This window comes from Achromobacter sp. JUb104 (assembly GCF_024806975.1).
In the GTDB taxonomy this organism is placed as follows: Bacteria; Pseudomonadota; Gammaproteobacteria; order Burkholderiales; family Burkholderiaceae_B; genus Achromobacter; species Achromobacter spanius.
In genome coordinates this window covers 287,088-308,084 of sequence record NZ_JANUEY010000003.1, presented here as the reverse complement: position 1 = coordinate 308,084, position 20,997 = coordinate 287,088, and the positions used below count along the sequence as shown (strand labels likewise).

Sequence of the window (20,997 nt, the reverse complement as noted above, 5' to 3'; positions counted from 1 at the left end):
ATCAGGCGGATGGGGTGATGGTGGTCCCGTGGGGATCAAATTCAGAGACGGCGCGGCCGCATAGCGCATCCACGATGCGTTGGCTGGCGCGGCCGTCGCCGTAGGGGTTGATGCGTCTTGAAAACGACGCATGCAGGTCGGGGTCGTCCAGCAGGCGATTCACTTCGGTCACAATGCGCCGGGCATCCGTGCCGACCAGCGCCACGGTGCCGGCTTCAACCGCCTCGGGGCGCTCGGTCACGTCGCGCATGACCAGAACCGGCTTGCCCAGGTAAGGAGCTTCTTCCTGCACGCCGCCCGAATCAGTAAGGATGAGGTGCGCGCGTTGCATGAACCAGACGAAATCCAGGTAATCCAGGGGATCAATCAGGTGCACATGCGACAGTCCGGCCAGGTTCGTCATCACGACATTGCGCACCTGCGGATTCAAATGCACGGGGTAGACGATCTGCAAATCTTCGCGGCGCGCCAGTTCCGCCAGCGCGGCGCAGATGTTCTTGAACCCGCCGCCAAAGCTCTCGCGCCGATGGCCCGTCACCAGCAGCAGCCGCCGCGTCGGATCCAGCCAGCCGTAACGGGCCTCCAACTGCTGTGCAAGCGGCCCCGAGGGATCCAGCTTGGCGCACGTCATCGCCAGGGCGTCGATCACGGTATTGCCGGTGACGGTGATCCGCCCCGCCAAATTCTCGCGCGACAGATTGCCGCGCGATTGCGCGGTGGGCGCGAACAACCAGTCACCGATCGCGTCGACCACACGCCGGTTCATTTCTTCGGGGAAGGGCATTGCCAGGTTGCCGGTACGCAAGCCGGCCTCGACGTGCCCGATCCGCACGCGCCGGTGAAACGACGCCAATGCGCAGGCCGACGCGGTGCTGGTATCGCCATGCACCAGCACGCAGTCGGGCTGTTCGGCTTCCAGAACCTGGTCCACGCGGGCAATGAGGCGTGAGTACAGGCCATTCAAGGTCTGGTTCGGCACCATGATGTCCAGATCATGCTGCGCGCGCAGCCCAAACAGCGCCAGCACCTGATCCAGCATCTCGCGATGTTGGCCGGTGACGCACACCACGCTTTGAATCGCCGGCTCTTGGGAAAGGGCGGTGACAAGCGGCGCCATCTTGATCGCTTCGGGACGGGTCCCAAAGATGGATAGGACTTTCATCACAAGAATGACCTCACAAACGTGGTGGCATTTTCTTGCGTTGATTATGTCTTGATATTTTTCGTAATATGTGACGGATTATTTCGGTCCCGGTGAACCTTGGGGATATACCCCCATTTGTTACTTTCGGTAGCCGGCATGTGTTGCGAACAGGCAAAAAAATGGCCAACCCCGAAGAGTTGGCCATTTGCTAAGCACTCTGCAATAAAGCGGAATTTGGTGGAGCCGGGGGGAATTGAACCCCCGTCCGCAAGCCCTCTGCAATCAGTTCTACATGCGTAGTCGATTTATTTAGTTTTAACTTTGGACTTAGCCAACCGACAGGCCGGACCAAAGCGATTCACGTAATTTAAATCTGAGCCGTGTGACCCCAGCGCAGACCGATTCCTTGTGAATGTCGCTGCTGCGGTTCGAGGGTTACCCCCCTAGGAAGTTGCCTTCCTCCGCCTGACCCAAGGACAGATCAGTGCAGCGGCTCACCGCTTAAGCGGCGAGAGCGAAACGCTCGTCGTTGGCGTTTGTAGTGTTTCCAGTGGTTTAACGAGCGAACTGGTGCTCGGCATGCCCTGAGTTGTTTCGCGACCCACGTCGAATCCGGATCGGCCCCAAGAACTTTCTATTGTACTGGTAAATGTCATAGCCTGCTGTACTGTCCACCGGCCGTCGCCCAGGCGTGGCGCGGCGGACACAAGCGGGGTTCAGGTGGCATTCGCGCAAGCGGTCTTGGTCGACGGCTGCGTGCGCGACGCGACCATCAGCGCCAGCGCCAGGGCGACTGAAATCGCCACGATCAGGGCAGCGGCCCAACCCAGCGAGGCCAGCCCGTACTGGTCAATGACGTGTCCGCCCACCACGGCGCCCAACCCGATGCCGATGTTGGCGCCCGATATATTCAGCGATGCCGCAAAGGCGGGCGCCTCGGGGGCGGCCTTCATCAAGCGCACGTGGCAAACAATGAATAGCGCCGCCTGCGCGATGCCCCACAGGCCCAGCGCCACGGCCAACAGGCCATGCGATTGCATCACCGGCGCCACAAACACCAGCCCGGCCGCCATCAATGATGAAAACAGCGCGGTGGCGCCCAGGGGGCTACGGTCCACCATGCGGCCGCCCAGCGTGTTGCCAATCAAGCCCACCGCCCCGAACGCCATCATCGTCCAGCCAACGATCTGCCCGTCGAAGCCCGCCAGTCGCTCAAGCATGTCCGCCAGATAGGTGTAGGCCGTGAACATGCCGGTAAACACCAGCAGGGACAGCACCACGTGGCCCAGTACGATCGGATTGCGCAGGATGCGCAGTTGCGTGACCAATTTGACGCTGTCAGCGCGGATTCGGGTGCTGGGAAACGCCAGGAACAACAACAGCGCCTTGGCGAACGCCACGGCCGACAGCACCCAGAACGCCGCTCTCCAGCCGAATGCGTCCGAGATAAGCACCCCGATCGGGATGCCAAACACGGTGGCGGCCACAATGCCGAAAGCGACCATTGAAATCGCCCGGCCGGCGCGCGCCGGTCCAACCAGCTCGACGGCGGTAGCGCTGGCCAGTGACCAGAACACGGGCAAGGCCAACGCGGGCACAAAGCGGGCCACGGCCATGACCCAGATGTTTGGCGCCATGGCGGCAACCGCGTTTGAAACGCCGAACAACACCAGCACGCCGATGAACAGGCGCTTGCGTTCGATGTTGGCCATCAAGGCGGTCAGCAAGGGGCCGGTTGCCGCAACAGTGAAGGCGAACAGCGAAACGAGCAGGCCGGCTTGGGACACGGTGACCTGCAAGTCGCGGGCCAAGGCGGGCAACAACCCGACAATAAGAAATTCGGTGGTCAGAATCGTAAAACCGGCGGCAGAAAGTAGCAGGATGGGCAAAAGCATAGGCATTCCATTGGCGCGATGCCAAGAGGCGTCGCGCGGGGTAGGGCGTTGTCAGCGAAAAGGTCGTCGGTGCGCGCAAGCATTGGCCGCGCACGGTGCACGAGGGTGGTTAACCGTCGGCGTGGAGGGGAGTGGTTGCGGAGGCAGGCTCCGCGACACCGGCGTCTGCCGGACCGGCAATCGGGAAGCGCCCGACCGCCTTGCATGGGTCACACTTTAAGTGACTTGGAAATCCGGATAAAGCGTGCAATTCCGGAAATATTGTTCGCCGGGTACAACTAATAGGCGCAACGACCCGTTGGTACGACGAATCGGTACGACGACTCGGTATGACGAATCGGCGTGATGCATTGCAAGCCGGCCGGCGGACCGTTGTGGTCCGCCAAGCCTGGCGCCTTTAGCGCAGGTCGATGGGCAGCAACGGCTGAATGGCCGACCAAAGTTCCTCAGGCGTATTGGCGCAGGTTTCCGCTTCCCAGCTGATGATGTTGTCGTCTTCGCCCACGTAGCCGTAGGCCGCCGCGACGGCGGGCATGCCGGCGGCATGTGCCGCCTGAATGTCGCGCAGGTCGTCGCCCACGTAAACGCAACGATCGGTGGAAAAACCGGCTTCGCGCGCGGCATGCTGCAACGGCAGCGGATGAGGCTTGGCATGGGCCGTGGTGTCGCCGCAGACAAGCACGGCGCTGTCGCGGGTCAGGTCCAGGAATTCGACGATGGGCAGCGTCAGGTAAGTGACTTTATTGGTGACGATGCCCCACGACATGCCCCGCCGGCGGATATCCGCCAGCAATTCCTCAATGCCGGGGAACAGCTTGCTGTGCACGGTGGAGTTGGCTGCGTAGTCTTCCAGGAACTGCAAGCGCGTCGGCTCATAGTCCGGATCGCCCGGCGCCAGGTCCAGGGCCACGCGAAGCAGGCCGCGCGCGCCTTGCGACGCGACAGGGCGCAGGGCTTCGAAAGGCATGGGTTCCAGACCACGGCGGGTACGCTGCTGATTGGCGGCGGCGGCCAGATCGGGGGCGGTGTCGGCCAGGGTGCCGTCGAAATCGAACAGAATCAGGGCGCTCATTTGCGGGTAGCCATCAGGTAGTTGACCGAAGTGTCGGACGACAGCGAGTAAATCTGCGTAATCGGGTTGTATTCCATGCCGCGCATGCTCACGGGTTCCAGGCTGGCGGCCCGCGCCGCGGCGGACAGTTCGCTGGGCTTGATGAACTGGTCATAGCTGTGGGTGCCGCGCGGCAGCAGCCGCAGGACGTATTCCGCGCCAATGATGGCAAACAGGAAAGCCTTGGCGTTGCGGTTCAGGGTGGAAAAGAACACCCAGCCCCCCGGTTTCACCAGGGTGGAGCAGGCACGCACGATGGACGCCGGATCGGGCACGTGTTCCAGCATTTCCATGCAAGTGACCACGTCGTACTGGCCGGGCTGTTCGGTAGCTAGTTCTTCCACGGGCACTTTGCGGTATTCCACCTTCACGCCCGACTCCAGGCCATGCAGGCGAGCCACCTTGAGAGATTTGTCCGCCAGGTCGATACCGGTTACGTCCGCGCCGCCGCGCGCCATCGCCTCAGACAGGATGCCGCCGCCGCAGCCGACATCCAGCACCTTTTTGCCGGCAAGGCTGCCCGCGCATTCCTGAATCCATTCCAACCGCAGCGGATTGATGGCGTGCAGCGGCTTGAACTCGCTTTCGGGATCCCACCAACGGCTGGCCAAGGCACTGAACTTGTCGAGTTCAGCCTGATCAGCATTGACGGCAGGGCGGTCGGAGTCGTGAATTTGCGTGGTCATGGGAAGGTCCAGCGAAAGGCGACGCTATATATATAGAGGGGCCCGCCGTGCGCTGCCGGACAGGCCACGCGCCGGGGCACCATATTGGTGCGCAGCGGACGAAAAAAAGGGCCTCGCTATGCGAGGCCCCTTATTGTAGCTAGTCCGGCAATTACTTGCGGCTACCCACGATTTCGATTTCAACGCGACGGTTTTGGGCACGGCCCTCTTTCGTCTTGTTGGAAGCGATCGGGTTCAGCTCACCCTTGCCTTCCGTGTAGATACGGTTCGGGTCGATGCCCTTGCTGACCAGATAGGTCTTGACCGAAGCGGCGCGGCGCTCGGACAGCTTCTGGTTGTAGGCTTCCGTGCCGATCGAGTCGGTGTGGCCAACAGCAATGATGGTTTCCAGCTCGATACCGCGAGCTTGCTGGGCGACTTGGTCCAGCAATTGACGGCCTTCGGGCTTCAGGGTCGACTTGTCGAAGTCGAAGAACGTGTCAGCATTGAACACGACCTTTGCCGCCATCGGGGCCGGCTTCGCCTTCTGTTGTGCAACCGGGACACCGTCGCAACCGGGGATACCGGTGGCAGGGGTCCAGAAAGCATCGCGCCAGCACAGTTCGTTCGTACCGTTTTTCCAAACGTCACCGAACGGGTTGCGCCAGTTGTCCACGGTTTGCGCGGAAGCTACACCAGAGGCCGTGACGGCGGCGAAGGCGAGCGCCAGAGCGAATTTGGAGGGTTTGTTCATGTTTCTCCTCGTTGAGCTTGAAGCTGGATAAGTGACTCGCAGCGAACCCCCGCCGCATATCAGGAAAACGGGGCCAGTATAGCAACGCCAAGAGCTGGTTCAAAGTATTAGCTACTGGGTTTCCTGCGTGCTGGAAACAATCTTAAGGCATTTGGGGGCCTTTGGCTTCCCTGGAGAGCCGCATTAATGCTGGATACGACGTTTTCGGCGCTCGTTCGGTTTTCCATGTTGGTTTTTGACAACAGGGCCGTGGGGCGCCATCGGGCGGCCAGCCAACGAGGCGGCTTGAGCGATGGGCGGGGCGAACGCCTGGCGGGCTCCTGCGGCAACCCCGGCAAACGGGAACGGAATCGAATGATAGAATTTCCTGTTTACCCGGCCCGGGTTCCTCCTTACACGATTCTGTCGTTATATATATGGATTCCTTTGCCAAGGAGACGCTTCCGGTTTCGCTGGAAGAAGAGATGCGCCGCAGTTACCTCGATTACGCGATGAGCGTGATCGTTGGGCGGGCGCTACCGGATGTGCGGGACGGGCTCAAACCCGTCCACCGGCGCGTGCTCTACGCGATGCATGAGCTTAACAACGACTGGAACCGCGCTTACAAGAAGTCAGCGCGTATCGTCGGGGACGTTATCGGTAAGTACCACCCCCACGGTGACCAGTCCGTTTATGACACCATTGTCCGCATGGCGCAGGATTTCTCCATGCGCTATATGCTTGTCGATGGCCAGGGCAACTTCGGCTCCATCGACGGCGACAACGCCGCGGCGATGCGTTACACCGAAATCCGCCTGGCGAAGATCGCCCACGAATTGCTGGCCGACATCGACCAGGAAACGGTGGACTTCGGCCCCAACTACGACGGCAGCGAACAAGAACCGCTGCTGTTGCCGTCGCGCCTGCCCAACCTGCTGGTCAACGGCAGTTCGGGTATTGCCGTGGGCATGGCCACCAACATTCCGCCGCACAACCTCCAGGAAGTGGTCGACGGCTGCCTGTACTGCCTGCGCAATCCGGCCTGCACGGTCGATGAACTCATCGAGATCATCCCGGCGCCGGACTTCCCCACGGGCGGCATCATCTATGGCATGTCCGGCGTGCGCGAAGGCTATCGCACGGGTCGTGGCCGCGTCATCATGCGCGCCAAGACGCACTTCGAAGACATGGAGAAGGGCAACCGCCAAGCCATCGTCATCGACGCCATTCCCTACCAGGTCAACAAGAAGACGCTGCAGGAACGCATTGCCGAGCTCGTCAACGACAAGAAGATCGAAGGTATCTCCGATATTCGCGACGAGTCCGACAAGGACGGCATGCGCCTGGTCATCGAGCTCAAGCGCGGTGAGGTGCCAGAGGTTGTGCTGAACAACCTGTACAAGAATACGCAGTTGCAAGACACCTTCGGGATGAACCTGGTGGCGTTGGTCGATGGCCAGCCCCGCCTGCTCAACCTGAAGCAGATGATCGATTACTTCCTGCAGCATCGCCGCGAAGTGGTCACGCGCCGCACGGTGTTCCAACTGCGCAAGGCCCGCGAACGCGGCCACGTGCTGGAAGGCCTGGCCGTTGCGCTGGCCAACATCGATGATTTCATCACCATCATCAAGGCCGCGCCGACGCCTCCCGTCGCGCGCCAGGAATTGATGGCGAAGTCGTGGGATTCGTCGCTGGTGCGCGACATGCTTTCGCGCGCCGACGGTGATACGCCGGGAGGCCGCGCTGCCTTCCGTCCGGACGACCTGGGCACCGAATTCGGCTTGCAGGCCGACGGCATGTACCGCTTGAGCGATACGCAGGCTCAGGAAATCCTGAACATGCGCCTGCAACGCCTGACCGGGCTGGAGCAGGACAAGATCGTTGGCGAATACAAGGACATCATGTCCACCATTGCCGACCTGCTCGACATCCTGGCTCGCCCCGAGCGCATCACGGCCATCATCAGTGACGAACTCCAGGCCATCAAGGCCGAGTTCTCCACGAACACGAAGGACTCGCGCCGTTCGGAAATCGAACTGAACGCCACCGAGCTCGACACTGAAGACCTGATCACGCCGACCGACATGGTCGTGACCCTGTCGCACGGCGGCTACATCAAGAGCCAGCCGCTGTCCGAATACCGCTCGCAAAAGCGTGGCGGACGCGGCAAGCAGGCCACGGCGATGAAGGAAAACGACTGGATCGACCAGTTGTTCATCGCCAACACGCACGACTACCTGCTGTGCTTCTCGAACCGTGGCCGCGTGTACTGGCTCAAGGTCTGGGAAGTGCCGCAAGGCACGCGCAACTCGCGTGGCAAACCCATCGTCAACATGTTCCCGCTGGCTGACGGCGAGAAGATCACCGTGGTGCTGCCGGTCAAGGAATTCAGCGAAGATCACTACGTCTTCATGGCGACGTCGCGCGGCACGGTCAAGAAGACCCCGCTGTCCGACTTCTCCAACCCGCGCAAGGCCGGCATCATCGCCGTCGACCTTGACGATGGCGACTACCTGATCGGCGCCGACCTTACCGACGGCAAGCACGATGTCATGCTGTTCTCGGATTCCGGCAAGGCCGTGCGCTTTGACGAAAACGACGTGCGTCCGATGGGCCGAAACGCCCGCGGCGTGCGCGGCATGATGCTGGAAGAAACGCAGACCGTCATCGCGCTGCTGGTTGCCGGTGACGAAACGCAGACCGTGCTGACCGCCACCGAAAACGGTTACGGCAAGCGCACGCCCATCGGTGAATACACGCGCCATGGCCGTGGCACGAAGGGCATGATCGCCATCCAGACCACCTCGCGTAACGGCAAGGTCGTGGGCGCGGTGCTGGTCAACCCGACCGACGAAATCATGCTGATCACCACCGGCGGCGTTCTGGTGCGTACCCGAGTCGCGGAAATCCGCGAAATGGGCCGCGCGACCCAAGGCGTCACGCTGATCAACGTTGATGACGGCAGCACGCTGTCCGGCGTGCGTCGTGTTGTGGAAAGCGATGCGGACGACGACGGCGAACTGGACGAAGACGTCCAGGCTGAAGGCGGCGCGACGGAAGGCGGCGACGACAGCAACGGCGCAGCGGACTCGACGGATTCGACGGAACCTACGGAGCAATAATGGCCCGCCCCTGGAACTTCTCGGCAGGCCCCTCGGCCTTGCCCGAGGTGGTATTGCAGCAAGCAGCAGCTGAGATGCTGGATTGGCATGGCAGTGGCATGTCGGTGATGGAAATGTCTCATCGCGGCAAGCACTTCGTGCAGATCTGCGACGAAGCGGAATCCGACCTGCGCGATCTTTTGGGCTTGCCCGCCGATTACGCAGTCATGTTCATGCAAGGCGGCGGTTCCGGGGAAAACGCCATCGTTCCCATGAATCTCATGGGGCGCCGCGGTACGCCGGCCGCCGACTTCGTCGTGACGGGCCATTGGTCCAAGCGTTCGTACAAGGAAGCTGGCCGCTATGGCAGCACCCACGTGGCGGCAAGCAGCGAACAGGCCATCCAACTGGATGGCCGCGAGCAGGCGCCGCTGACCTGGGTGCCGCCGGTCGACACCTGGAACGTGCGCAAGGAATCGGCCTACCTGCACCTGTGCAGCAACGAAACCATTGGCGGCGTCGAGTTCATGGACTGGCCCGATACCGCCGCGCTGGGCGCGCCGGACGTGCCGCTAGTGGTTGATGCGTCGTCGCATTTCCTGTCGCGTCCGATGGACGTGACGCGCTGCGGCATGGTGTATGCCGGCGCGCAGAAAAACGCCGGGCCGGCAGGCGTGACCATGGTCATCGCCCGCCGCGACCTGATCGGCCACGCCTTGCCGATCTGCCCGTCGGCGTTCGATTACGCCAACGTGGCCGCTGAACATTCGCGCTACAACACGCCGCCCACCTTCGCGATTTACGTCGCGGGCCTGGTGTTCAAGTGGGTCAAGGCCAATGGCGGCGTGGCGGGCATGGAAGCCGCCAACAAGGCCAAGGCCGACTTGCTGTACGGCTACCTGGACAGCAGCAATTTCTATCGCAATCCCATTCATGCGCCCGTGCGTTCGCGCATGAACGTGCCGTTCGTACTGCGCGATGAATCGCTGAACGACGCCTTCCTGCAAGGCGCCGATGCGGCGGGTTTGACCCAGTTGAAAGGGCACAAGAGCGTGGGCGGCATGCGCGCGTCCATTTACAACGCCGTGCCCCTTGCCGGGGTGTCGGCGCTGGTCGAGTACCTGAAGGAATTCGAGCGCCGCTATGGATGACGATCTGCAGCGCAAGCTGCGCCCCTTGCGCGAACGCATTGATGCGTTGGACGCGCAAATCCTCGATCTTTTGTCGCAGCGCGCGAGCGCCGCCCTGGAAGTAGGCGAAGCCAAGCATGCCGCGCAGGCCGATGGCCCGGTGTTGCGCCCCGAGCGCGAAGCCGAGGTCATCCGCCGTTTGCAGCAGATCAACCCCGGCCCCTTCCCGAATGCGGGCGTGGCCTCGGTCTGGACCGAGATCATCTCGGCCTGCCGTGGGTTGGAGCGCGGCATGACCGTTGCCTACCTTGGCCCGCAAGGCTCGTTTTCCGAGCAGGCGGCGCTGGAACATTTCGGCCACGCCGTGCAGAAGTTGCCGTGCGTATCGTTCGACGAAGTGTTTCGCGCGGTCGAGGCCGGTCAGGCGGATGTGGGCATGGTGCCGGTGGAAAATTCCACCGAAGGCGCGGTCAACCGCAGCCTGGACCTGCTGCTGAACACGCCGCTGACAATTCTGGGCGAGCGCTCGCTGGTGATCCGCCATTGCCTGATGTCGCAATCGGGCGGCATGGAAGGCATCAAGACCATCTCGGCGCATCCGCAGGCGCTGGCTCAGTGCCAGGGCTGGCTGACGCGCAACTATCCTGATGTGGACCGCGTCGCGGCGTCCAGCAATTCCGAAGCGGCGCGCGCCGCGGCGGGGGACCCGACCATTGCCGCAATCGCCGGCGAAGTGGCCGCGCCCGCCTGGAATCTTCAGGTGATTGCGTCCGGCATTCAGGACGATCCGCACAATCGCACCCGCTTCCTGGCCATCGGCAACATCCAGCCGCTGGTCAGCGGCAAGGACAAGACGAGCCTGATCCTGGCCGTGCCGAACCGCGCGGGCGCCGTGTACGAAATGCTGGCGCCGCTGGCGGCCAACGGCGTGTCGATGACGCGCTTTGAGTCGCGTCCCGCGCGCACCGGCCAGTGGGAATACTATTTCTACGTAGACGTCCTGGGTCACCGTAATGATCCGAACGTTGAGCGCGCCCTTGCCACGTTGCAGGCGCAGGTTGCCTACCTGAAGGTGCTGGGTTCCTACCCGGCGCCGTGAGTCCACACCATGACCACCGCATCCAAGCCCCTCGTTGCCCCCGCGCACGTCAGCGCCATCGCGCCGTATCAGGCGGGCAAACCCATTGAAGAACTGGCCCGTGAATTCGGGCTGGACCCGGCCGGCATCGTCAAGCTGGCCTCCAACGAAAACCCGCTGGGCATGCCCAAGTCGGCGCGCGCAGCCATGCTGGCCGCCGCCGAGTCCCTGGCCCGTTATCCGGACCCCAATGGTTTTGACCTGAAGGCGGCGCTGGCCGAACGTTACGGCGTGCCGATGAACTGGATCACGTTGGGCAACGGCTCGAACGATATCCTGGAGATCGCGGCGCTGGCCTTGCTGGAGCCGGGTTCGTCGGCCGTATACGCGCAGCATTCGTTCGCGGTCTACCGCTTGGCCACGCAAGCGCGCGGCGCGCGCCACATCGTGGTGCCGGCCAAGGACTATGGCCATGATCTGGATGCGATGTTCGAGGCTATTGCCGATGACACGCGCCTGCTTTTCATTGCCAACCCTAACAATCCCACGGGCACCTTTGTGTCGGGCGACAAGGTCACGTCGTTCCTGGAGCGTGTGCATGCCGCCCACGGCGACCGCGTCACCGTCGTGCTGGACGAGGCCTACAACGAATACCTGGATCCGGAATACCGCTTCGACAGCACCGCGCTGGCGCGTCGTTTCCCGAACCTGATCATCTCGCGCACGTTCTCCAAGGCATACGGGCTGGCGGGGCTGCGCGTGGGCTTCTCGGTGTCGCAGCCGCCGCTGACTGACTTGCTGAACCGTGTGCGTCAGCCGTTCAACGTCAACACGCTGGCGCAAGCCGCCGCGATTGCCGCGTTGGGCGACACCGCCTATCTGGAAGAAGCCTATGCGTCGAACAAGGCGGGCAAGGCGCAACTGTGCGCCGCGTTTGACCGCCTGGCGCTTCGCTACGTGCCCAGCTATGGCAATTTTGTGCTGGTGCATGTGGGCGATGCGCCCCGCATCAATCTGGAACTGCTCAAGCGCGGCGTGATCGTGCGCCCCGTCGCGGGCGATGGTTTGCCGGAATGGTTGCGCGTGTCGATCGGCCTGCCCGAAGAGAACGCCCGCTTTATTGATGCCCTGACCGACATTCTGGCCACATGAACGACGCGTTACCTTCTACCGATCAGGGGGCCGCTGGCCCCCTGATTCCTGTATTGGCCGTGGTGGGCGTTGGCCTCATCGGCGGGTCGTTCGCCGCGGCGTTGCGTCGGGCGGGCCAGGTCGGCCGCGTGCTGGGCGTCGGGCGCAGCGCATCGTCGCTGGCGCGGGCGGTCGAACTGGGCCTGATCGACGAAGCCGTCAGCGCGGAAGACGCGGCGGCGCGGGCTGATCTTGTTCTGCTGTCCACACCGGTTGGTGGCTTGAAGAACGTGTTGTCGCGGATGCTGCCGCATCTGGGCTCGGCCACCGTAGTGACCGACGCGGGCAGCACCAAGGCCGAAGTCGTCGATGCCGCGCGTGAGGCGCTGGGCGAGCGGGTCGGATGCTTCGTGCCAGGTCATCCGATCGCAGGCGCAGAGCGCACGGGCCCCGAGGCGGCTGATGCCAAGCTCTACGCCGGTCGCACCGTCATCCTGACGCCGCTTGCCGAGAACAGCGCCGCGTCCATCAGCCTGGTGCGCCGCGCGTGGCAGGCCTGCGGTTCAAGCGTGATCGATATGGATGCGGGCGCGCACGACCGTGTGCTGGCGTCCGTCAGCCATCTGCCGCACTTGCTGTCGTCGGTGTATATGGAGCAGGTGGCCACGGCCGCTGACGCCCGCACCCGGCTTGACCTCGCGGGTAGCGGTTTTCGTGATTTCACGCGCATTGCGGCGGGTTCGCCGGAGATGTGGCGCGATATCTTTTTATCCAATCGCGATGCGATGCTGGCCGAGCTTGCCGACGTGCGCGCCGTGCTGGATCGCGCCGAACGCGCCATTGCCGACGGCGATGACGCGGCGTTGCTGGCATTGCTGGATACGGCGGCCCAAGCGCGCCGCAACTGGCAGAAGGAGTAGCTGACATGGGCGCTTTGCCTTATCTGGACCTGCCGCGCGTGCGGCAGGCGCAGGGCGTGATGGCCTTGCCGGGGTCCAAGAGCATTTCCAATCGCGTGCTGCTGTTGTCGGCGATTGCCGAGGGCACCACCACCATTACCGGTCTGCTGGACTCCGACGATACGCGCGTCATGCTGGGCGCCTTGCGCCAATTGGGCGTGCAGGTGTCTGAATTGGATGCCGGTTGCGTGACGGTCCAGGGCGTGCGGCGTTTTCCGGTTGAAAGCGCCGACCTTTTCATGGGCAATGCCGGCACGGCGATACGCCCGCTGACGGCCGCGCTGGCGCTCATGGGTGGCGACTACCGCCTGTCGGGCGTGCCGCGCATGCACGAACGGCCCATCGGCGATCTTGCTGACGCCTTGAATGCACTGGGCGCCAGTATTGATTACCTGGGTCAGCCGGGTTATCCGCCGCTGCACATTGGCCAGGGCCAGATCTCGGACGATGCGGTGGCGCGCGTGCAGGGTTCGGTGTCCAGCCAGTTCTTGACCGCCTTGCTGCTGGCGGCGCCCTTGCAGGCAGGCCGTAGCGGTAAGCCGGTAACGATTGAAGTGGTCGGCGAGCTGATCTCCAAGCCCTATATCGAGATCACGCTGAACCTGATGGCACGCTTCGGTGTACAGGTGCGGCGCGATGGCTGGACCCGTTTTGTGATCGATGGCGGCGCGGGCTACCGCAGCCCGGGCCAGATCGCGGTGGAAGGCGATGCCTCCACAGCGTCTTACTTCTTGGCACTTGGCGCGATTGGTGGCGGCCCCTTGCGGGTAACGGGCGTGGGCGCCGACAGCATTCAGGGCGATGTCGCGTTTGCCGACACGCTGGCGCAGATGGGCGCAAATGTGGCGTACGGACCCGACTGGATCGAGGTTTCCGGCGTGCGTGTGGCCGACGGTGCGCGCTTGAAAGCCTTCGACACGGATTTCAATCTGATCCCGGACGCGGCCATGACCGCCGCCGCGCTGGCGCTATATGCCGACGGCCCGTGCCTGTTGCGCAATATTGGCAGTTGGCGCGTGAAGGAAACCGACCGCATCCACGCCATGCAGACCGAGCTTGAAAAGCTTGGCGCCCAGGTGGAGTCGGGGCCGGATTGGCTGCGCGTCATCCCGCCGTCGCCGGATGCCTGGCGCGATGCGCAAATCGGCACCTGGGATGACCACCGCATGGCAATGTGCTTTTCATTGGCGGCGTTTGGGCCGGCGGCCGTCCGGATTATGGATCCCGGTTGCGTCAGCAAGACGTTCCCGGGTTATTTTGATGTTTACGCAAGCCTGGTCTCGGCCTAGCGCACTTTCCACATGACTTTGATTTCATCGACAGATTCCCCCGCCGCCGTCATCACCATCGATGGCCCCACCGCGTCCGGCAAGGGCACGGTGGCGCATCGCGTCGCCAAGGCGCTGGGCTGGGCGGTTCTGGATAGTGGCGCGCTGTACCGCCTGACCGCCTTGGCCGCCCTCAAGCAGGGTGTGGCCGCCGACGACGAGGCCGGCGTCGCGCGCGTGGCGGAAACCCTGGATGTTCAATTCGACGGCCCGCACGTCTACCTGGCGGGGGAGGATGTCGGGCATGACATTCGCCGCGAGGAAGTGGGTAATTTTGCTTCCCGCGTGGCGGCGTTCCCCGGCGTGCGCCGTGCTTTGCTAGAGCGCCAGCGTGCCTTCCGGCTGCCCCCGGGGCTGGTTGCGGACGGCCGAGATATGGGCACGGTGGTCTTTCCCGACGCGTCCCTGAAGGTGTTCTTGGTCGCCGACGTGGTGGCTCGGGCGGAGAGGCGGCGTAAGCAGTTGATCGAAAAGGGAATTTCTGCTAATCTAGACGACCTTCTGCGAGACATGCGCGAGCGAGACGCCCGCGATACCGAACGCGCCACGGCGCCGCTGGCTCCCGCAGCAGACGCACACGTACTGGATTCGTCTAATTTGACGATTGCTGAAACGGTGCAGGCAATACTGGATTTTTGGCAGCAAGAGAAAGGCAAGGGTGGGTTGTTAAACCCGGTGGGTTAAATCCAGTGGGTCAAACCCAGTGGGCTAAGCCCGGTGGACTGAAACCCGCCCTGGCATTGGTGAGTTTCAGCCAATGTAGCCAAGCCAAAACATCCAGGCCAAGATTTTTTACTTGATTAGGCCCTGTCCTAGCCAGGCGCAACCCCCACGGGCCACCCCGCAGGGCAAACCGGCAGGCAGGTATTTTGACTCCACTGTGGCGGGCAATCCGCTGCGGTGTGTTCTTAACGGCCATTTCGGCCCAATGGATTTCAACCCCATGTCTTCCGTTTCCACTACCGCCACCGGCGGCGAAAGTTTCGCCGACCTTTTCGCACAAAGCCTCAAGAGCCAGGACATGAAGTCCGGCGAGGTCATCAGCGCCGAAGTCGTGCGCGTCGACCATAATTTCGTCGTCGTCAACGCCGGCCTGAAGTCCGAAGCGCTGATCCCCCTGGAAGAGTTCCTGAATGACCAGGGCGAGCTCGAAGTGCAACCCGGCGATTTCGTCTCGGTGGCCATCGATTCCCTGGAAAACGGCTACGGCGACACCATCCTGTCGCGTGACCGCGCCAAGCGCCTGTCGGCCTGGCTGCAGCTGGAAAAGGCCCTGGAAAACGGCGAACTGGTTACCGGCACCATCACCGGCAAGGTGAAGGGCGGCCTGACCGTCATGACCAACGGCATCCGCGCGTTCCTGCCGGGTTCGCTGGTGGACCTGCGTCCGGTCAAGGACACCACCCCGTACGAAGGCAAGACCCTCGAATTCAAGGTCATCAAGCTCGACCGCAAGCGCAACAACGTTGTGCTGTCGCGTCGCCAGGTGCTGGAAGCCAGCATGGGCGAAGAGCGTCAAAAGCTGCTCGAAACCCTGCACGAAGGTGCTGTGGTCAAGGGCGTGGTCAAGAACATCACCGACTACGGCGCGTTCGTTGACCTGGGCGGCATCGACGGCCTGCTGCACATCACCGACATGGCATGGCGTCGCGTGCGTCACCCGTCCGAAGTCCTGCAAGTGGGTCAAGAAGTCGAAGCCAAGGTCCTCAAGTTCGACCAGGAAAAGAGCCGCGTCTCGCTGGGCGTCAAGCAACTGGGCGAAGATCCGTGGGTGGGCCTGGCTCGCCGCTACCCGCAAGGCACCCGCCTGTTCGGTAAGGTCACGAACCTGACCGACTACGGCGCGTTCGTTGAAGTCGAAGCCGGCATCGAAGGCCTGGTTCACGTCTCCGAAATGGACTGGACCAACAAGAACGTCGACCCGCGCAAGGTTGTTACCCTGGGCGAAGAAGTCGAAGTCATGGTCCTGGAAATCGACGAAGACCGTCGTCGTATTTCGCTGGGCATGAAGCAGTGCCGTCAGAACCCGTGGGAAGAGTTCGCTACGAACTTCAAGCGCGGCGACAAGGTCCGCGGCGCCATCAAGTCGATCACCGACTTCGGCGTGTTCGTCGGCCTGCCTGGCGGCATCGACGGCCTGGTTCACCTGTCCGACCTGTCGTGGACGGAAACGGGCGAAGAAGCCGTGCGCAACTTCAAGAAGGGCGACGAGATCGAAGCCGTGGTTCTGGGCATCGATACCGACAAGGAACGCATCTCGCTGGGCATCAAGCAGCTGGAAGGCGACCCCTTCAACAACTTCGTCGCCACGTTTGACAAGGGCGCGGTTGTTCCGGGCACCATCAAGTCCGTCGAAGCCAAGGGCGCTGTGGTTACGCTGTCCGTGGACGTTGAAGGCTACCTGCGCGCTTCCGAGATCTCCTCGGGCCGCGTTGAAGATGCCACCACCGTGCTGAACGCCGGCGAAAACATCGAAGCCATGATCGTCAACATCGACCGCAAGACGCGTTCGATCCAACTGTCGATCAAGGCTCGCGACAACGCCGAAACCGCCGATACGATCCAGCGCATGTCCGACGCCAGCGCTTCGTCCGGCACCACCAACCTCGGCGCGCTGCTGAAGGCCAAGCTGGACCAACAGCGCAACGACGGTTAATTCGTGACCAAGTCGGAGCTGATCGCCGCCTTGGCGGCCCGCTATCCTCAGCTGGCCGCCCGCGACACCGATTACGCCGTCAAGACCGTGCTGGATGCAATGACCCAGGCCCTGGCCTCGGGTCAGCGCATCGAGATCCGCGGCTTTGGCAGCTTCTCGTTGTCGCAGCGGTCTCCCCGCATCGGTCGCAATCCGAAGTCTGGCGAACAAGTGCTGGTGCCTGGTAAACAGGTGCCGCATTTCAAGGCAGGCAAGGAATTGCGCGAGCGGGTTGACCTGGTCGGCGGCAACGATGAGGACGCCCAGTCCTCTGGATCGGGTGAACCGATGACGTCAATGGCAAGCTTGCACGCCATGCACTGACGAATCGGCTAGTAGGGCTGCCTACGGGCAGATCGGACCGAGAACAGGCCCCTTGAGAAATCAAGGGGCTTTGTTTTTTTCCTTCGACTGTTAAGACGTCGCTTACAATTGACAGTCTTGAATCTCTGGAGCATGCGTCATGCGCTATCTCGTCTGGGCCCTGCGATTGCTCGTGTTTATTGCGGTATTGATGTTCGCCTTGAAGAACACCGATCCCGTCGCCGTGAAGTTCTATGCGGACTACGTCGTGCAAGATGTGCCGCTGATCGTCGTGATGCTGGTCGTATTCGTTGCTGGCGCCTTGTTCGGCCTGTTGTTGACCGTGCCTGCCGCCATGCGCCGCCGCCGCGAAGCCATGCGCTTGCGCCGCGAGCTGGATCGCGTCCAGGCCGCCGCCAACGGCACCACGCCCGTCGTGCCGCCCGAAGCCGTTGCACCGATGTCGCCGCTCTGATGGCGGGCCAATCACCGCACGTCCCGCATATCGCACTGAATTACCGCATGAGCCCGAACCGTGGATTTTGAACCTTGGTGGTTGATTTTCGTGCCGGTGTTGTTCGCGCTGGGCTGGCTGGCCGCGCGCTTCGATATCCGGCAGATGCTTCGGGAAACCCGCAGCCTGCCCGACTCCTATTTCCGGGGGCTGAATTTCCTGCTCAATGAAGAGCCGGACCGCGCGATCGATGCCTTTGTCGAAGTCGCCAAGCTGGACCCGGAAACCACGGAGCTGCACTTCGCGCTGGGCAGCCTGTTCCGCCGGCGCGGTGAAATGGAGCGCGCCATCCGCGTGCACCAAAGCCTGCTCAGCCGTTCCGACCTGCCCGATGCCGAACGCGAGCACGCCCAGCACGAACTGGCGCAGGACTTTCTTAAAGCTGGCATGCTGGACCGCGCCGAAAGCGGTTTCGAGCAGTTGAAGGACACGCGCTACGCGCTGCCCGCGCTGCGTTCGCTGATCCGCATCTTTGAATCCGAGCACGACTGGCCGCGCGCGATCGAAGCGGTCAAGACCTTGCAGGGCCTGGTCGACGAGCCGGTGCCGCAAATCGTTCACTACTACTGCGAACAGGCGCAGACCGCGCTGTCGGCCAAGCCCGCGGACGTGGATGCCGCCCACAAGGCGCTGGATGCCGCCGACCACGCCTTGTCGACTACCGATGCCACGGTAGGCAAGGGCGCCATGGTGCGCACTGCCATGCTGCGCGCCCGCCTGGCCTCGCTGGAGCAGGACCCGAAGCGCGAACGGCTCTACCTGGAATCGGTAATGACCGACGCGCCCGAATTCGCGGGGTTGGTGGCCGAGCCACTGCTGGCCAACTATCGCGCTGCCAATCAGATCGAGGCGGGCCTGGATTTCCTGATGAAGCAATATCAGCGCCACGCCTCGTTGGATCTCTTTAATGTCGTGTTCCGCGAACTGCGCGCGCAGCAAGGATCGGAAGTCGCCTGGGCGTTTGCACGCGGTGCGTTGCGCAGTCATCCGTCCCTGCTGGGCTTGGACCGCCTGTTGGAAGCCGAACTGGCCAATCCGGAAGGTGGCGCCGAAAAGGGGCCGGTACCCGGCGCCGACCTGACGCTGCTGCGCAGCCTGATTCACAAGCATACGCAACGCCTGGACCGCTATGCGTGCCGCAGTTGCGGTTTTCAAGCGCGTCGTTTTTACTGGCAATGTCCCGGCTGCAACGCCTGGGAGACCTATGCGCCGCGCCGCCTGGAAGAACTTGAATGAAGCCTTTCCCCGCCGAAGCCATTTCGCAAGGCCGCGTCCTCGTGGTTGGCGACGTGATGCTGGACCGCTACTGGTTCGGTGAAGTTGAACGCATCTCGCCGGAAGCCCCCGTGCCCGTGGTGCGCGTTGCGCGCCGTGAAGACCGCTTGGGCGGCGCCGCCAACGTGGCGCGCAACGTCGCTGCGTTGGGTGGTCAGGTGACGCTGGTGGGCGTGCTGGGCGCGGACGAGGCCGGCGACAGTATCCGCCGCCTGTCCGCCGAGGCCGGTATCCATACCGACCTGATTGCCGACCCGTCCCTGCACACCACGCTGAAGATGCGCGTGCTGGGCCGCCAGCAGCAATTGCTGCGCGTGGACTTCGAACAGCATCCCGAACAAGCCGCGTTGGATAGCGTGGACGCCGCGCTGGCCCGTCATCTGGCCAATCACGATGTTGTGGTGCTGTCCGACTACGCCAAGGGCGTGTTGACGCGCGTTGAATCGCTCGTGGCCATGGCGCGCCATGCGGGCATTCCGGTGCTGGTGGACCCCAAGGGCGACGACTATTCGCGCTATCGCGGCGCGACGCTGGTCACCCCTAACCGGGCGGAAATGCAGCAGGCCGTGGGCCGCTGGAATTCCGAAGCCGAATTGACCGAGCGCGCGCAACGATTGCGCGCCAATCTTGACCTCGAAGCGCTGCTTGTGACCCGTTCCGAGCAGGGCATGACTTTGTTTACCGATGCGGGACGCGACCACATCGATGCGCAGGCGCACGAAGTGTTCGATGTGTCCGGCGCAGGCGATACGGTGCTGGCCACCTTGGCGGTTTCACGCGCCATCGGCTTGCCGTGGGCCGAGTCGATGGGCTGGGCTAACAAGGCCGGCGGCATCGCCGTGGGCAAGCTGGGCACGTCCGTCGTTACCGCCGCGGAATTGGCAGGAGAATCCTCATGATCGTCGTAACCGGAGCCGCGGGCTTCATCGGCAGCAACTTGGTGCGCGGGCTCAACCGCCGTGGCATCCATGACATCATCGCGGTTGACGATTTGACCGAGGGCGACAAGTTCGTCAATTTGGTCGATTGCCAGGTCGCCGACTACATGGACAAGGACGACTTCCGCCGCCGCGTGGCTGATGGAAGCCTGCCCGAGGTGCGCGCGGTGCTGCATCAAGGCGCGTGCTCGGACACGACCGAGCGCAACGGCCGCTACATGATGGACAACAATTACCGCGTCACGCTGGAACTGTTCGAGTTCTGCCAGGCGCGCCGCATTCCGTTCCTGTATGCCTCGTCCGCCGCCGTCTACGGTGCGTCGTCGGTCTATGTGGAAGACCCGGCCAACGAAGGGCCGTTGAACGTCTACGGCTACTCCAAGCTGCTGTTCGATCAGGTGCTGCGCAAGCGCATGGACAGCCTGACGGCGCAGGTCGTGGGCCTGCGCTATTTCAACGTCTATGGTCCGCACGAACAGCACAAGGGCCGCATGGCCTCGGTGGCGTTCCACAACATGAACCAGTTCCTGGAGCACGGCCACGTACGTCTGTTCGCGGGTTGGGACGGCTATGTGGATGGTGGCCAAAGCCGCGACTTCATCTCGGTCGAAGACGTGGTGGCGGTCAACCTGCACTTTTTGGATCATCCCGAGCAGTCCGGCATCTTCAACTGCGGCACGGGGCGTGCTCAGCCGTTCAATGACGTGGCCGCCGCGGTCGTGAACACGCTGCGCGCCGAACGGGGAGAGGCCAACTTGACCTTGGCGCAACTGGTGGAACTGGACCTGATCCGCTATATCCCGTTCCCCGACGACCTAAAAGGGCGCTATCAAAGCTATACGCAGGCCGACGTCACCCAACTGCGTGCGGTCGGCTTTCAGGCGCCGATGCGCGATGTGCAAACGGGCGTGGCCGAATACGTACGGTATTGGCGCGCTCGCCGTTGATATCGCGCTAAGGCGCCATGACAAGAAGCCACCCTTGAGGTGGCTTTTTT

18 protein-coding genes and 1 other RNA gene are annotated in these 20,997 nt (G+C 62.9%); 13 read left to right on the top strand and 6 right to left on the bottom strand.

From position 1 onward, the window contains the following. Nucleotide 1: 1 nt before the first annotated feature. The 6 genes from wecB to ompA all read right to left on the bottom strand — a co-directional run bounded on the left by wecB (nt 2) and on the right by ompA (nt 5,569). Entirely contained in the window at nt 2–1,162 is a 1,161-nt protein-coding gene (gene wecB, locus M2361_RS21940) for a non-hydrolyzing UDP-N-acetylglucosamine 2-epimerase (RefSeq protein ID WP_310508924.1), read from the bottom strand. A gap of 217 nt (nt 1,163–1,379) precedes the next feature. Then, nucleotides 1,380–1,769, bottom strand: a transfer-messenger RNA (tmRNA) gene (ssrA, locus tag M2361_RS21935). 91 nt (nt 1,770–1,860) lie between these two features. Continuing rightward, nucleotides 1,861–3,039 (bottom strand): MFS transporter, encoded by a 1,179-nt coding sequence (locus tag M2361_RS21930; protein ID WP_259251772.1) that lies wholly within the window; start codon nt 3,037–3,039, stop codon nt 1,861–1,863. A 397-nt stretch (nt 3,040–3,436) separates the two neighbouring features. Continuing rightward, nucleotides 3,437–4,111, bottom strand: coding sequence for an HAD-IA family hydrolase (locus M2361_RS21925; protein ID WP_259251771.1), 675 nt, complete (start codon nt 4,109–4,111; stop codon nt 3,437–3,439). After that, nucleotides 4,108–4,836 (bottom strand): bifunctional 2-polyprenyl-6-hydroxyphenol methylase/3-demethylubiquinol 3-O-methyltransferase UbiG, encoded by a 729-nt coding sequence (ubiG, locus tag M2361_RS21920; protein WP_259251770.1) that lies wholly within the window; start codon nt 4,834–4,836, stop codon nt 4,108–4,110. Before ubiG ends, M2361_RS21925 begins: the two co-directional genes overlap by 4 nt. 151 nt (nt 4,837–4,987) lie before the next feature. Beyond that, entirely contained in the window at nt 4,988–5,569 is a 582-nt protein-coding gene (gene ompA, locus M2361_RS21915; RefSeq protein ID WP_050447851.1) for an outer membrane protein OmpA, read from the bottom strand. Nucleotides 5,570–5,985: 416 nt separating this feature from the next. On the opposite strand from ompA, the gene gyrA reads away from it, so the two are divergent. From gyrA to rfaD, 13 genes are all read left to right on the top strand, one after another. Further along, nucleotides 5,986–8,670 carry a DNA gyrase subunit A gene (gyrA, locus tag M2361_RS21910; protein ID WP_100857198.1) on the top strand — a complete coding sequence of 895 codons (2,685 nt, stop codon included), beginning with the start codon at nt 5,986–5,988 and terminating at the stop codon, nt 8,668–8,670. After that, a complete protein-coding gene (serC, locus tag M2361_RS21905; protein WP_259251769.1) occupies nt 8,670–9,800 on the top strand; it encodes a 3-phosphoserine/phosphohydroxythreonine transaminase in 1,131 nt (376 codons plus the stop codon). Before gyrA ends, serC begins: the two co-directional genes overlap by 1 nt. Then, nucleotides 9,793–10,878 (top strand): prephenate dehydratase, encoded by a 1,086-nt coding sequence (gene pheA / locus M2361_RS21900; protein ID WP_259251768.1) that lies wholly within the window; start codon nt 9,793–9,795, stop codon nt 10,876–10,878. Before serC ends, pheA begins: the two co-directional genes overlap by 8 nt. Nucleotides 10,879–10,887: 9 nt before the next feature. Then, entirely contained in the window at nt 10,888–12,009 is a 1,122-nt protein-coding gene (gene hisC / locus M2361_RS21895) for a histidinol-phosphate transaminase (protein WP_259251767.1), read from the top strand. Further along, nucleotides 12,006–12,908 carry a prephenate dehydrogenase/arogenate dehydrogenase family protein gene (locus M2361_RS21890; protein WP_259251766.1) on the top strand — a complete coding sequence of 301 codons (903 nt, stop codon included), beginning with the start codon at nt 12,006–12,008 and terminating at the stop codon, nt 12,906–12,908. The genes hisC and M2361_RS21890 overlap by 4 nt, the downstream gene beginning before the upstream one ends. A 5-nt stretch (nt 12,909–12,913) precedes the next feature. Continuing rightward, nucleotides 12,914–14,236 (top strand): 3-phosphoshikimate 1-carboxyvinyltransferase, encoded by a 1,323-nt coding sequence (aroA, locus tag M2361_RS21885; protein ID WP_259251765.1) that lies wholly within the window; start codon nt 12,914–12,916, stop codon nt 14,234–14,236. 12 nt (nt 14,237–14,248) lie between these two features. Further along, nucleotides 14,249–14,959: a (d)CMP kinase gene (cmk, locus tag M2361_RS21880; protein WP_259251764.1), complete on the top strand. Its 711-nt coding sequence runs from the start codon at nt 14,249–14,251 to the stop codon at nt 14,957–14,959. Between the two features lie 259 nt (nt 14,960–15,218). Further along, complete coding sequence (rpsA, locus tag M2361_RS21875) at nt 15,219–16,931, top strand: 30S ribosomal protein S1 (RefSeq protein ID WP_006225145.1); 1,713 nt, start codon at nt 15,219–15,221, stop codon at nt 16,929–16,931. 3 nt (nt 16,932–16,934) lie between these two features. Continuing rightward, on the top strand, nt 16,935–17,294 hold the full coding sequence (locus M2361_RS21870) for an integration host factor subunit beta (RefSeq protein WP_046802728.1): 360 nt from the start codon (nt 16,935–16,937) through the stop codon (nt 17,292–17,294). A gap of 139 nt (nt 17,295–17,433) precedes the next feature. Next, nucleotides 17,434–17,748, top strand: coding sequence for a lipopolysaccharide assembly LapA domain-containing protein (locus M2361_RS21865; protein ID WP_046802729.1), 315 nt, complete (start codon nt 17,434–17,436; stop codon nt 17,746–17,748). A gap of 60 nt (nt 17,749–17,808) precedes the next feature. Next, complete coding sequence (gene lapB, locus M2361_RS21860; protein ID WP_259251761.1) at nt 17,809–19,023, top strand: lipopolysaccharide assembly protein LapB; 1,215 nt, start codon at nt 17,809–17,811, stop codon at nt 19,021–19,023. After that, nucleotides 19,020–19,961 (top strand): D-glycero-beta-D-manno-heptose-7-phosphate kinase, encoded by a 942-nt coding sequence (gene rfaE1, locus M2361_RS21855; protein WP_259251760.1) that lies wholly within the window; start codon nt 19,020–19,022, stop codon nt 19,959–19,961. The genes lapB and rfaE1 overlap by 4 nt, the downstream gene beginning before the upstream one ends. Further along, nucleotides 19,958–20,947 (top strand): ADP-glyceromanno-heptose 6-epimerase, encoded by a 990-nt coding sequence (gene rfaD, locus M2361_RS21850; RefSeq protein WP_100857188.1) that lies wholly within the window; start codon nt 19,958–19,960, stop codon nt 20,945–20,947. The genes rfaE1 and rfaD overlap by 4 nt, the downstream gene beginning before the upstream one ends. The last annotated feature ends 50 nt before the right edge of the window (nt 20,948–20,997 follow it).

What these genes read in the sequence shown, in the direction of transcription:
- M2361_RS21865 (WP_046802729.1), top strand. Translation starts at nt 17,434, where the DNA reads ATGCGCTATCTCGTCTGGGCCCTGCGATTGCTCGTGTTTATTGCGGTA.
- ompA (WP_050447851.1), bottom strand. Translation starts at nt 5,569, where the DNA reads ATGAACAAACCCTCCAAATTCGCTCTGGCGCTCGCCTTCGCCGCCGTC.
- wecB (WP_310508924.1), bottom strand. Translation starts at nt 1,162, where the DNA reads ATGAAAGTCCTATCCATCTTTGGGACCCGTCCCGAAGCGATCAAGATG.
- gyrA (WP_100857198.1), top strand. Translation starts at nt 5,986, where the DNA reads ATGGATTCCTTTGCCAAGGAGACGCTTCCGGTTTCGCTGGAAGAAGAG.
- ubiG (WP_259251770.1), bottom strand. Translation starts at nt 4,836, where the DNA reads ATGACCACGCAAATTCACGACTCCGACCGCCCTGCCGTCAATGCTGAT.
- aroA (WP_259251765.1), top strand. Translation starts at nt 12,914, where the DNA reads ATGGGCGCTTTGCCTTATCTGGACCTGCCGCGCGTGCGGCAGGCGCAG.
- M2361_RS21925 (WP_259251771.1), bottom strand. Translation starts at nt 4,111, where the DNA reads ATGAGCGCCCTGATTCTGTTCGATTTCGACGGCACCCTGGCCGACACC.
- rfaD (WP_100857188.1), top strand. Translation starts at nt 19,958, where the DNA reads ATGATCGTCGTAACCGGAGCCGCGGGCTTCATCGGCAGCAACTTGGTG.
- rfaE1 (WP_259251760.1), top strand. Translation starts at nt 19,020, where the DNA reads ATGAAGCCTTTCCCCGCCGAAGCCATTTCGCAAGGCCGCGTCCTCGTG.
- pheA (WP_259251768.1), top strand. Translation starts at nt 9,793, where the DNA reads ATGGATGACGATCTGCAGCGCAAGCTGCGCCCCTTGCGCGAACGCATT.
- rpsA (WP_006225145.1), top strand. Translation starts at nt 15,219, where the DNA reads ATGTCTTCCGTTTCCACTACCGCCACCGGCGGCGAAAGTTTCGCCGAC.
- hisC (WP_259251767.1), top strand. Translation starts at nt 10,888, where the DNA reads ATGACCACCGCATCCAAGCCCCTCGTTGCCCCCGCGCACGTCAGCGCC.
- M2361_RS21930 (WP_259251772.1), bottom strand. Translation starts at nt 3,039, where the DNA reads ATGCTTTTGCCCATCCTGCTACTTTCTGCCGCCGGTTTTACGATTCTG.
- serC (WP_259251769.1), top strand. Translation starts at nt 8,670, where the DNA reads ATGGCCCGCCCCTGGAACTTCTCGGCAGGCCCCTCGGCCTTGCCCGAG.
- cmk (WP_259251764.1), top strand. Translation starts at nt 14,249, where the DNA reads ATGACTTTGATTTCATCGACAGATTCCCCCGCCGCCGTCATCACCATC.
- M2361_RS21890 (WP_259251766.1), top strand. Translation starts at nt 12,006, where the DNA reads ATGAACGACGCGTTACCTTCTACCGATCAGGGGGCCGCTGGCCCCCTG.